Origin of the sequence: Chryseobacterium oryctis (assembly GCF_025971925.1) — a bacterium.
GTDB lineage: Bacteria > Bacteroidota > Bacteroidia > Flavobacteriales > Weeksellaceae > Chryseobacterium > Chryseobacterium oryctis.
In genome coordinates, this window is the sequence record NZ_JAPDHV010000005.1 from 121,325 (window position 1) to 132,692 (window position 11,368).

Consider the following 11,368-nt stretch of genomic DNA (forward strand, 5'->3'; position numbering starts at 1 on the left):
CCCTACCTTTTTCAAATTAATTTGATAGAATAAAATATACATTTTTGTCTACTTTATCTCTCAGTATATAAAATCCTTCTTTTTTAATAATCTCAACATTTGATTTGTTAATTTTTCTTAAATCTAAAAACCAATCAGGTCTTAGATTTAAATTTCGCTCAACTTTATCATTCAACAAATCAAAACTTATTTTCTGATTTATTGAGAAAATGGAATCATAAGTTTCCGAATTTGTGTAAGTAAATTTTCCAAATGCACATAAGGGGTCTAAATATGAAATATTCCTCAATTTAGTTGCGTCAGTATCAATAATTTTAGGAAACCATCCTTTATTTCGTTCATTTTCTTCACTGAATTCATTAAATGTATTATACTTTTGCTCATACCCTTTTTGACAACTAAAAATTAAAATTGTCTGGATAAATAATATTAAAACTTTAATTTTATTCATTGAATTTATAGCTGTATTACCTTACCTTGGAATCTCTATTCCTTCCAAAATTTGTCTGATGATTTCATCTGCTGTTAAACCTTCCATTTCTCTTTCAGGCGAAACAATTACTCTATGTCTCAACACTGCATAGCTTGCTTCTTTTATGTCTTCTGGTGTTACAAAATCTCTTCCTCTTAGTGCAGCAAATGCTTTTGAAGCTGTTAACAGTGCTAAACTTGCTCGTGGTGACGCTCCCAGATATAAGAACTGATTTTCCCTTGTATTGATAATGATTTTAGCTATATATTCCATCAATTGAGCTTCAACAATGATTTCTTTTACCAAATTTTGGTAGTTTTTCAGTTGTTGAGCCGTAATTACACGATTTACGACTTCAGTTTTATCTTCTTTTTTACTTTCGTGCTGATTTTTGATGATGGTAATTTCCTGTTCAAGATTAGGATATCCTACATTTATTTTGAATAAAAAACGGTCTAATTGAGCTTCCGGAAGTCTATAAGTTCCTTCATGTTCAATAGGATTTTGCGTTGCGACAACTAAAAATGGTTCTTCCATTGTATAGCGAGTCCCATCCATTGTAATTTGCCTTTCCTCCATCACTTCAAACAATGCAGCTTGTGTTTTGGCAGGCGACCTGTTAATTTCATCAATTAAAATAAAATTAGAGAAAATAGGTCCTTTTTTAAACTCAAACTCAGAGTTTTTCATACTGAAAATCGATGTTCCTAAAATATCGGAAGGCATCAAATCCGGTGTAAACTGAATCCTACTAAACCCAACATCAATTGTTTTTGCCAGTAACTTTGCTGTAATTGTTTTTGCCACTCCTGGAACACCCTCAATCAAAACATGACCGTTTGATAAAAGTGCAGCCAAAAGATGCTCAACCATACTTTCCTGACCTACAATCACTTTTGCAATTTCAGTTTTTACCTTATCTAAACTTGCTCGAAGCTCAATCATATCAATTCTGGATTGAAATTCGTCTTCTCTTTTATTAAGATTTATAGGAGTTTGATTTTCTACGTTTTGATTATCAAAATTTTCCATATGATTTAGTTTATCTGTATGAATGCAGTTTTTAGCTACATTTTTAATTTATTAGGTTTAATTTATTTTAAAATTTCGTCCAAAAGTTTGTTCATTTTCTCCAAATCTTCCTTCATCACACTTGCATAAGGATCTTGTCCTTTTTTAATTAAAGCAATGGCTTCGTGAATCATTTCAATAGGCTTTCCTGTTTTTAGTTGCAGTTTTTTCGAAAATTCTTCATCCAAGTGCTGAGTATCAATTAAAAGATCCATTCTCACTTTATTCAGAAAATATTGGGCTTTTTTCGCCATCATATCATGAAAATCACCTTCTTGAAGATAAAGATTCCCGATACTTTTCACAAAATCTACTGAAGTATTCTTCAATGGTTCTATGACGGGAACAATACGCTGTTTTCTTTTTGCATTGAAGAAAATAAAAAGTAAAAGTCCTCCCAAAAAAACCCACCAAGCATACTTCAGGGCTGGTTTTGAAAGAATAAATCTCATAAAAAACTGTGACTCACTCGTTTTTCCTTCTACAAACCAAAGTGTTTCCTTGTCATCTAGATACGAAAAAACATCTTGTACATATTTTATGTTTCCTGGTTTCAGCAAGTAATAATTTGTAATAAAAAGAGGTTCGCTATGAACATAAAAATTACCTTTCCCGAATTTAGCTTTAATGAAATTAGCCTGTTCAGGATTATTTTTTTCGACTGTTTTCCCAAGAACTTCAACATTAGGTTTAATATAAGTAAAACCTCTTCCTGACGGAAATTTATCTAATTTGATAAAATCATTTTGAAATTTTTTATCTGTAAGTTTCAAAACATTTTGCTCTTCAAAAGAAACCGTAGAATCATAATAACCAATACTATCTGAAATTTCTTTTGGAATATTTGAAACAATCAACATTGCGTCTGAGCCTTTTGAAACCTCATCCATAATTCTATACCAAGATTCGGTGTCGATTTCACTTTCAACAACTAAAATGTTATGTTTTTCTTTTTTATGTTGATTATAAAACTCAAAAGGAGATTGCTCTATTTTTTTTAGATTATTTTTAAAAAGATGCTTTGCTTCTCCATTAAAAATAAACAATCCGAAAGGGGATTTTTGATTAACATCAAAATTTTTACGCCAATCCGTAACTTCTTTTTTGTTAACCTCAAGCAATGCCAATATCACCAAGATAATGATGAAGATTAAAGCATATATTTTGAAAGTTTTGTTCATGATAAAAAAGTATAATTACGGTTTAAATGATTGGAATTGATTTCTAAATTTCAGATAACTTTCTTCATCTATACTAAATTCACCATACCAAACATAATCGAAGATATAAGAAAGGTTATAAAATTCGTTTCTCAGATGAGTTGCCTTTAATTCCGCAACATAATCTTTGTTGGTTTTTTCAGGATTCCAGTTGATGATTTTTTTATCGCTTAATTTTTTAAGTACAAACAAAAACTGATAACGAACTGCCGAACGATAATCTCCCGAACGTTCAAATTGGGAAATACTTTCAGGGAAATTAATTTCGTGTATATTTTCGTGAAGTTCTTCATCATTGATATCGACTTTCTTATTTCTTTTACCGAAAATAAAATTCCCATTTTTTCCTAATAAAGTTTTAATAATAAAATATAGTAAAAAACCAACTAAAAGAATGGCAAAAAGACGTACAATAACCCAAGTTGCTTTGGCAGAAGTATCAAAACTTGTTTCACCAAAAATACTTTGCAAAATCTTTGCTATTTTTCTCTGGAACTTTTCCCAGAAAGATTCTCTTGGTTTTGAAGTGGAATAATCAAACTCCTTGTCTTTATATTTTGAGCTAAAATTTTCTTCAAACTTCTTAGGATAGGTTGAATTATCTGTAACAGGATTTTTAATCAAAACAGAATCTGCACGAAACATATTTCTATAATGTCCCGTACTCAAAGAATCTACATATTCCTCAACCACAGGTTCATCATAATCATCCTGCGCAAATGTAAATTCGAAGGAGAAAAAAATCAGTAAAAAAACAAGGATTTTATTCATTGCTTCCGATTGTATCGATTTCCGCTAATTCTACTTCTTGATGAAGGTCTGTTCTGCTGTCATAATACATCAACCCAATATTTACGTAAAGTACATTGAAAAGTATGAATGACAAAAGCAACGAAACTCCATACATGACAGAAATGAATATTCCCATACTTCCTGCAAACGGATTTTCTTCAAAACCCGCTGAAGACGGGTTTGTAAGCAAAGAGCCATACAAAAACATCATCGGTATGAACGAGAAAATAGTAGTAATTACATAAATCAGTAAAAATATGATTAAAGTTGCTCCCCAATATTTCCAAAAAGGAGATTTTTCTCTTCCGTTAGGATAAGAAAACTGCGCTCTCATCGCATAACTTAAACTTTCAAAAAAACCTCTTTTGGTATTGAAATAATCAAACATTAAAAATGTAGTCACATTAAAAATTGTCGGATAAACAAGCAATATCAACAATAAACCTATAATAATGAGAATCAAAGCATAACAAATCCCTAAAACAATAATCACTAAAGGTGTTACGATAAACATCATTCCCAAGCAAAGAATCCCGATTCTACCTGCATTATTTTTAAAATCTCCTAAAATATCATCTGGTCTTATTTTATTTTCACCACTGGCAAGCCTTCTCATATAAAAAACAGGATAGAGATAGTTCACAATCATTAAAATAAAAAACAAGAAGAATGTGATGACTCCAACCGTAATTAACATTCCTAAATTATCTTCAAAATAGCTTTCAAGATAAGTACTTTGTCCGCTCAGATTTGAGCCGAAAATCTGCATAAAAAGTTCTTTATATCCGAAAACGAATATTGTTACCATTAAAATTAACAGTAACCCGTTTAGAAGAAGAAAATTTTTGAAATAATTTTTACCATATAATTTGAAAAAAGCAAAAGTGTCACTAATGAAAGTTCCAAAATCTCTTTTTTTATAAAACTGCATCATTGATTTGGTTATTTATTTTTTTATTTACGATATATGGATAGACGAAGTAATAAAATCCTATAATTGCCAAGCATCCGAAAATAATAATAAGATTCAGGGCTAACGGCATTTTCAAGGCATATCTTGTAACATATCCTTCGATAATTCCGGCACAAATCGTAAATGGAATTGTACTTAAAAATATTTTAAACGAGTCTCTGAATCCATTTTTAAAAGATTCAAATCTTGAGAAGGTTTTAGGAAATAAAATTGATGCTCCTAAAATTAATCCGCACATCGCTTCCACAACCATTGCAAAAATTTCAAAAACACCGTGAAGCCAAATTCCTCTTGCACTTTCTTTCAAAGCTCCATAATCATAAAAAAAATACTGAAAAGAGCCCAACATTACACTATTTGAAAGTAATGCATAGAGCGTTCCTACTCCTCCGAAAATTCCGTAAGTATAAAGTTTTGCACCTACACCTATATTATTAAAAATAATCCCGATTGCACTTCCCCAAGTTGAACCACTTTGATAAACTCCAACAGCATTTCCTTTTTTTATATTTTCAATGGTTTCATTTACGTATGATTCTCCATTAGGAATTGTTACTGCTAAAAAATCCTTCTCATAAATCGCAGAAAGTACTCCAATACAAATAAAAAGAGTGAAAAACAAAAATGAATACAACAAATACATTCTATACTGAAAAACCAGCATCGGAACTTCTGTAGAAAAAAAATGGAAAAGTCTATTCTGTTCTAGCCTTTTCGTTTTATATATTTTTTGAAAAATTTGGGCAGACAAATGATTTAAGTAAACCGTAGTGTTACTTTTTGGATAATAAGTCTGTGCAAAAGCCAAATCATTGGTAAGGTTGATGTACAATGATGACAGGTCATCTGGATTTTTTTTTATTTTTCCTTGAATAACCTGCTCTATTCCCAACCATTTTTCTTTATTTTGTTTAATGAAATAAACCTCTCTCATAATTGTTAGGCTAAAGTTATAAAAAATATGTCTCAAATTGCGATTAATACCTCACAAAATGTAAACATTAATTTCAATATTTCAAGTGTTGGGGAAAGAATGCTTGCATTCATTATAGACATGCTTATAAAGATTGCTTATGTAATAATCACTCTTTACTTATTTTTCAAATTTTTCAACCTCAGTTATCTGCTTCACGATCTAGATCCTTGGTCCCAGACTGCAATTTATATCGCAATTACCTTACCTGTTCATATTTATACTTTAGTTTTGGAAAGCCTCATGGAAGGGCAAACTCCAGGCAAAAAAGTAATGAAAATACGAGTAGTAAAAATTGATGGCTATCAAGCAAGTTTCGGAGATTATTTGATTCGCTGGGTTGCCAGACTTGTGGATGTATTTGTTTTGAGTGGAGTTGTTGGGCTTATTTCTATGATTGTTTCTAAAAATAATCAACGTTTAGGTGATATCGCTTCAGGAACAGCAGTAATTTCTTTAAAAAACAGCATTAATATTTCTCATACAATTTTGGAAAACATTCGTGAAGATTACGCACCTTCTTTCCCACAGGTTATTGCATTGAGTGATAATGATATGAGAATCATTAAAGACAATTACACCAAGGCTTTAAAAGTCGACGACCGACAAATCATCACCAAACTTTCAGATAAAATTAAAAATATTTTAAAACTGGAAGTTGACCCTACAAAAATGACCGAAAGACAATTCATCGGTATCGTTATCAAAGATTACAATTATTATACAGGAAAAGACAATTAACCCAACAAGATTTCTTGATGTAGGTCAAATCTACACAGATTAGTTTTTTGTAACTTTATTAATACAAAAACATTGTTTATGAGATTTGAAAATAATAAATCAGGAAACGGAGGTGTAATCACTCTTAACAACGAAGTAAAAGAAATAGGAAGGCTTACCTATACTATTTTCCCTGAAGATAATAAATTTATAATTTCCTTTGTTCTGGTTCATACTGAATTTGAAGGAAAGGGAATGGGAAAATTTTTGGTTGAAGAAGCCATCAAATTTGCTCGAGAAAACAATTGGAAAGTATATCCGCATTGTTCTTATGCTCGTTCGGTAATGATGAGAATGAATGATGTTGAAGATGTTTTTTTAAAGAATTAATACCTCGTTCAACAAAATATCTTCAATATCATCAGGGTAGTTTACCTGAATATGTTTTTCAGAAGCTACCCAATTTTGAATTTCGTTTACATCCAGAATTTTAGAATTTGGAATTCCCATTTTATTCAACGCACAAGCATTACATTCTTGTTCATACTGATTATGAATAGGAATCACGAATAATTTTTTATCCATAAAAAGAGCTTCTGCAGGCGTTTCAAAACCAGCACTACATAAAATACCTTCACAATTTTCAAACGATTGTAAATACTGAATTTCATCGATGGGGAAAATTTCAATATTACCTTCTCTAAACTGAAGTTTAGTATATTTTGAAAACACCTTCCATTCAACAGGTATTTGCTTTAAAACTTTAATTATATTTTCATCAGAAAAACTCGGAAGATAAACTACATAAAACCCTTTTTTATCCGGACTCAAGTCTCTTATTTTTCTTCTGATAACGGGCTTTTTGATTTGTGGATGATAATTTTCGAAATGAAATCCTATCTTTCGTTTACTGGGAACATAATATTTTAAAATCAATTCACCAAAAAAGTCTTTTTTTTCGGGTTTAGGTGTTTCTTTAAAACTCATTGAAGCCTGATGACTCAGCTCAATCATTGGTAAGTTTTTCAATTTAGAAGCCCAACCTGTCAATGGTTCATAATCATTAATAATCAAATCATATTTTGACAAGTCTAAATTTTTAATAATTTTAACAGCTTCTAAAAATTTATTTTCGAAAAATGTTTTTCGGTAAGATAAACCACCTGTTTTATCATAAAGTAAAGAAATACCTTTAAATTGATAATCGAGCTCAAAAGTAGCCTTTAATTGTGATTGATGTCCACTAATTAAAGTATCAACAGAGACGTGTTTTTTAAGAATGGGAACAATTTCCTGAGCTCTGGCAATATGACCATTACCTGTCCCCTGAAATGCATATAAAATTTTCATTTAGTAAAGTTAGTTACTATTTTCAAAAGCTCGTAACTATTGATTTCCTGAATTTCTTCTGCATCGTCGTCTTTCAGCAAATGTTTGTGTTCTTCATAATAAAAAATTTTCCATTCTTTATCGTTGTATTCCAAAGCAGAAAGATTTTCAATCCAATCTCCGGAATTCATATAAACGCAAGAACCTTTTTTATTGACTACTTCACGAATTTGGGGTTGATGAATGTGTCCACAAACTACATAGTCATAATGATTATCAATGGCCAGTTCAGAAGCAGTGAGTTCAAAATCACCAATATATTTTACCGCTTTTTTTACGTTGTTCTTAATTTTTTTTGAAAACGAATATTTCTCTCTACCCATTTTCTCCAAAAACCAATTTACAACATTATTGATTACAATTAATAAATCGTAACCTTTTCCTCCCAATTTTGCAATCCATTTCGAATGCTGAACTGAGGCATCAAAAACGTCACCGTGAAAAATCCAGGTTTTTTTGTGATTGATATCTAGACAAATCTTATTACAGACTTTGAGTTTACCCAATTCGAAATCAGTAAACTTTCGGAACATCTCATCATGATTCCCTGTAATATAATAAACATCTGTGTTTTTGGTCGCGAACGAAAGAATTTTTCTAATGACCTTCAAATGAGGTTTAGGGAAGTAAGACTTTTTGAATTGCCAGATATCGATAATATCTCCATTCAAAACCAAAGTTTTAGGCTGAATAGAATTCAGGTATCTTAATAATTCTTTAGCCTTACATCCATAAGTTCCCAAATGAACATCCGAAATTACAACTAACTCAACGTTTCTTTTCATATTTACTGCAAAGAAACTAATTGAAAGTTAATTGTATATGAATGTTATATTATTTTTTATAGAGAGTTCATCATCTCTTCTGAGATTTCCATATTGTGATATACGTTTTGTACATCATCATCTTCCTCAAAACGCTCAAGCATCTTCATATTAGCTTTGAATTGCTCTTCACTTACTTCTTTTGTATTATTTGGAATTCTTTGAAGTTCTGCACTTTTTGCTTCAATACCAAGTTCATCTAATTTATGAGACAAAGAACCAAAGTCTTCAAAAGCAGTTGTAATCATTACTTCTTCATCATCTTTTTCTACATCTTCTGCTCCTCCGTCAATCATTTCCATTTCGAAATCATCCCACTCCATTTTAATTTGAGCTAAATCGATGGTGAAAATCCCTTTTCTATCAAAAATGAAAGCTAACTCTCCATTTTTACCAAGATTCCCATCAAACTTATTAAAAACGGCTCTTACATTAGCTACAGTTCTAGTTGAGTTATTTGTTGTACATTCTACAAAAAATGCAACTCCTCCCTGTCCGTATCCTTCATAAGTAATTTCTTCATAGTTTTCTGCGTCAGCTCCACTTGCCTTTTTGATTGCTCTTTCGACATTATCTTTTGGCATATTTGCCCCTTTCGCATTTTGGATACATCTTCTCAATGCAGGATTAGATTCCGGGTCTGGCCCTCCAGCTTTCACAGCCAATGCAATATCTTTACCTATTTTAGAAAATGTTTTAGCCATTTTATCCCATCTGGCCATTTTAGAAGCTTTTCTATATTCAAACGCTCTTCCCATTTTATTTTTAAATTTTCAACAAAATTAATTAAAAGTCAACGAAAAAAAAATACCTCCAAAAAATTGGAGGTATTTATTATTTAGAAAAATTAATTATTTTTTCTTTTTAACTACTTTTTTCTTAGCTGGAGCTTTTTTAGTAGCTTTTTTTACTGGAGCATCTTCATAATCTCTTTTCTTGATTGCGTTCCACTCAGCATCATTTTCGATAGCAGTTACAACTACTTTTCTGTCAACTTGTCTTTCAGCATCAGAAGCTTTTTCAGAAACTGTAGCTTTAGACTCACCAACACCGATTGATTTAAGAGCGTTAGCATCTACACCTCTTGCATCTAAAGCAGCAACTACAGCAGCAGCTCTTTCTCTAGATAATTTCAAGTTGTAAGCTTCAGCACCTTTAGCATCAGTTCTACCTTCTAATAGATACTTACCTCCTTCTCTCTTAATAAGATCCGCAGCTTTATCTAATGCTGAAGTAGACTCAGCCTTAATTGTAGCTTTATTAAAGTCGAAGTAAATACTATTAACTTGCTCTTGAAGTTCTTTCTCTTTAACTTTAGTTGGCTTAGGACATCCGTTATATTCTGGAAGACCTGGAACAGTAGGACAAGCATCGTCTTTATCTAAGATACCGTCATTATCTGTATCTGGCCAAGGACAACCGTTGTTTTCAGCAGGACCTGCAACTGTAGGACAAGCATCATCTTTATCGATAACACCATCACCATCTGTATCTGGCCAAGGGCAACCGTTGTTTTCAACTGGACCAGCTACGTCTGGACATTGATCGTCTTTATCTGGAACTCCGTCTCCGTCAGTATCAGGACATCCTTGGAATTCTGGTAAACCTGGTGTATCTGGACATAAATCGTCTTTATCTAAGATACCATCTTTATCTCTATCTCTGTTTCCGAATCTAAAGTTCAAAGAAGCAGAAGCTTGCCAGAAGTTAGCAACTGTAGATTTATCACCTGGAGTTGAAACATAATCACCTTGGATACCAAGACCAAAGTTTTTAGTTAACCAGAAGTTAGCACCAGCACCAGTAGCAACAGTAAAGAAGTTAGCTTTACCATTTTCGTTACCATTTTCTCCATTAGCAACAACTGTACCATTAACATCTGTTCTTGGGAAAGTCATTCCTGTATAGTCGTGTCTTAAATAGTTAGCACCAACTCTTAAATATGGGTCGAACCAAGATTCTTCATTCCATAAAAGACCAGCAGCTTTAACTTGTAAACCAAGACCTGTCATTAAGAAGAATTCTTTCCCCATATCAAATCTCTTGTTAGCAACATTACCAACAGTCGTTTGCCAATCTACTACAAAACCTTTAGCTACGTTTCTAGCTACTGTAAGTTTAGATAGTGGAGGTGTAATAGAGAAGTTGTTCGTATTGAACATTGTCTTCGTCAAATTTTTAGCAGAGAACGTATTACTAAAGTTGTTTCTAATAGCTGTATGGTTTTCCGCATGAGCACCAACTCCGATTAACCACGGATTGTTGGTAGTCTGAGCGAATACAGTAGAAGCAACAGTAAGTGCCAATGCTGAAATTCCTAATTTTAGATTTTTCATAGAATTAAATGATTAAATAATTGATAATGCAAAATAAATATAATTTTTCTTTATACACAAAGTTTTTCAGATGATTTTTAACTTTTCTTTAATATTCTATCCAAGTTTCGTTTATTTTCTCTATCTTTTATGCTCTCTCTTTTATCAAAAAGTTTTTTACCTCTTCCTAATGCTATTAAAACTTTAGCTTTACCTCTATCATTGATATATAACTTTAAAGGTATAATAGTATTCCCTGCATCTTTGAGCTTTTTTTCAAACTTGTGCAATTCTTTTTTGTGCAACAGCAATTTCCGTTCCCTTTTTGTCTTATGATTGTAAAAAGTTCCTAATTTATACTCATCAATCATCATATTAATTATATATAATTCCCCATCAATAAACTGACAGAACGACTCTGCAATTGAAGCCTTAGAAGAACGCAAAGATTTTATTTCAGTTCCTGTTAAAACCATTCCAGCTTCAATTTCCTCAAGAATTTCATATTCAAATCGAGCTCTTCTATTTAATATGTTAACTGTTTTTTCGATTTTCATAACTCTACTTAAATTCATTAATGAAAAGTACAAAATACCTTTCATTTAAAAACTTGAATATT

13 protein-coding genes are annotated in these 11,368 nt (G+C 31.6%); 2 read left to right on the forward strand and 11 right to left on the reverse strand.

Annotated elements, in window-relative coordinates:
* Positions 1 to 16 precede the first annotated feature (16 nt).
* The 6 genes from OH806_RS12180 to OH806_RS12205 form a co-directional block, all read right to left on the reverse strand.
* Positions 17 to 451, reverse strand: coding sequence for a hypothetical protein (locus tag OH806_RS12180; RefSeq protein WP_264743963.1), 435 nt, complete (start codon positions 449 to 451; stop codon positions 17 to 19).
* 21 nt (positions 452 to 472) lie between these two features.
* A complete protein-coding gene (locus tag OH806_RS12185; RefSeq protein ID WP_264743964.1) occupies positions 473 to 1,504 on the reverse strand; it encodes an AAA family ATPase in 1,032 nt (343 codons plus the stop codon).
* Between the two features lie 62 nt (positions 1,505 to 1,566).
* Positions 1,567 to 2,724, reverse strand: a complete 1,158-nt coding sequence (locus OH806_RS12190) for a hypothetical protein (protein ID WP_264743965.1) — start codon at positions 2,722 to 2,724, stop codon at positions 1,567 to 1,569.
* A gap of 15 nt (positions 2,725 to 2,739) precedes the next feature.
* Positions 2,740 to 3,534: a DUF4129 domain-containing protein gene (locus OH806_RS12195; protein WP_264743966.1), complete on the reverse strand. Its 795-nt coding sequence runs from the start codon at positions 3,532 to 3,534 to the stop codon at positions 2,740 to 2,742.
* Positions 3,527 to 4,363, reverse strand: coding sequence for a DUF4013 domain-containing protein (locus tag OH806_RS12200; RefSeq protein WP_264743967.1), 837 nt, complete (start codon positions 4,361 to 4,363; stop codon positions 3,527 to 3,529). Before OH806_RS12200 ends, OH806_RS12195 begins: the two co-directional genes overlap by 8 nt.
* 109 nt (positions 4,364 to 4,472) lie before the next feature.
* Positions 4,473 to 5,462, reverse strand: a complete 990-nt coding sequence (locus OH806_RS12205) for a stage II sporulation protein M (RefSeq protein ID WP_264743968.1) — start codon at positions 5,460 to 5,462, stop codon at positions 4,473 to 4,475.
* A gap of 27 nt (positions 5,463 to 5,489) precedes the next feature.
* Between OH806_RS12205 and OH806_RS12210 the strand changes: the two genes are divergently transcribed.
* Together OH806_RS12210 and OH806_RS12215 are read left to right on the forward strand one after the other, a co-directional pair.
* Entirely contained in the window at positions 5,490 to 6,242 is a 753-nt protein-coding gene (locus OH806_RS12210; RefSeq protein WP_264743969.1) for an RDD family protein, read from the forward strand.
* Positions 6,243 to 6,320: 78 nt separating this feature from the next.
* Entirely contained in the window at positions 6,321 to 6,611 is a 291-nt protein-coding gene (locus OH806_RS12215; protein WP_264743970.1) for a GNAT family N-acetyltransferase, read from the forward strand.
* On the opposite strand, the gene OH806_RS12220 is transcribed toward OH806_RS12215, so the two are convergent.
* From OH806_RS12220 to smpB, 5 genes are all read right to left on the reverse strand, one after another.
* Entirely contained in the window at positions 6,600 to 7,571 is a 972-nt protein-coding gene (locus OH806_RS12220; RefSeq protein ID WP_264743971.1) for a glycosyltransferase family protein, read from the reverse strand. The genes OH806_RS12215 and OH806_RS12220 overlap by 12 nt on opposite strands.
* Entirely contained in the window at positions 7,568 to 8,395 is an 828-nt protein-coding gene (locus OH806_RS12225) for a UDP-2,3-diacylglucosamine diphosphatase (RefSeq protein WP_264743972.1), read from the reverse strand. Before OH806_RS12225 ends, OH806_RS12220 begins: the two co-directional genes overlap by 4 nt.
* Before the next feature lie 56 nt (positions 8,396 to 8,451).
* On the reverse strand, positions 8,452 to 9,192 hold the full coding sequence (locus OH806_RS12230; protein WP_264743973.1) for a YebC/PmpR family DNA-binding transcriptional regulator: 741 nt from the start codon (positions 9,190 to 9,192) through the stop codon (positions 8,452 to 8,454).
* Positions 9,193 to 9,285: 93 nt separating this feature from the next.
* Entirely contained in the window at positions 9,286 to 10,770 is a 1,485-nt protein-coding gene (locus OH806_RS12235) for an OmpA family protein (protein WP_264743974.1), read from the reverse strand.
* Between the two features lie 77 nt (positions 10,771 to 10,847).
* Positions 10,848 to 11,306, reverse strand: coding sequence for an SsrA-binding protein SmpB (gene smpB, locus OH806_RS12240; RefSeq protein ID WP_264743975.1), 459 nt, complete (start codon positions 11,304 to 11,306; stop codon positions 10,848 to 10,850).
* Between the last annotated feature and the right edge of the window lie 62 nt (positions 11,307 to 11,368).

Excerpts from the sequence above, each read along its gene's own strand:
- OH806_RS12235 (WP_264743974.1), bottom strand. The coding sequence starts at position 10,770 with ATGAAAAATCTAAAATTAGGAATTTCAGCATTGGCACTTACTGTTGCT.
- OH806_RS12215 (WP_264743970.1), top strand. The coding sequence starts at position 6,321 with ATGAGATTTGAAAATAATAAATCAGGAAACGGAGGTGTAATCACTCTT.
- OH806_RS12210 (WP_264743969.1), top strand. The coding sequence starts at position 5,490 with ATGTCTCAAATTGCGATTAATACCTCACAAAATGTAAACATTAATTTC.
- OH806_RS12190 (WP_264743965.1), bottom strand. The coding sequence starts at position 2,724 with ATGAACAAAACTTTCAAAATATATGCTTTAATCTTCATCATTATCTTG.
- OH806_RS12200 (WP_264743967.1), bottom strand. The coding sequence starts at position 4,363 with ATGGTAACAATATTCGTTTTCGGATATAAAGAACTTTTTATGCAGATT.
- OH806_RS12185 (WP_264743964.1), bottom strand. The coding sequence starts at position 1,504 with ATGGAAAATTTTGATAATCAAAACGTAGAAAATCAAACTCCTATAAAT.
- OH806_RS12205 (WP_264743968.1), bottom strand. The coding sequence starts at position 5,462 with ATGAGAGAGGTTTATTTCATTAAACAAAATAAAGAAAAATGGTTGGGA.
- smpB (WP_264743975.1), bottom strand. The coding sequence starts at position 11,306 with ATGAAAATCGAAAAAACAGTTAACATATTAAATAGAAGAGCTCGATTT.
- OH806_RS12230 (WP_264743973.1), bottom strand. The coding sequence starts at position 9,192 with ATGGGAAGAGCGTTTGAATATAGAAAAGCTTCTAAAATGGCCAGATGG.
- OH806_RS12225 (WP_264743972.1), bottom strand. The coding sequence starts at position 8,395 with ATGAAAAGAAACGTTGAGTTAGTTGTAATTTCGGATGTTCATTTGGGA.
- OH806_RS12180 (WP_264743963.1), bottom strand. The coding sequence starts at position 451 with ATGAATAAAATTAAAGTTTTAATATTATTTATCCAGACAATTTTAATT.
- OH806_RS12195 (WP_264743966.1), bottom strand. The coding sequence starts at position 3,534 with ATGAATAAAATCCTTGTTTTTTTACTGATTTTTTTCTCCTTCGAATTT.
- OH806_RS12220 (WP_264743971.1), bottom strand. The coding sequence starts at position 7,571 with ATGAAAATTTTATATGCATTTCAGGGGACAGGTAATGGTCATATTGCC.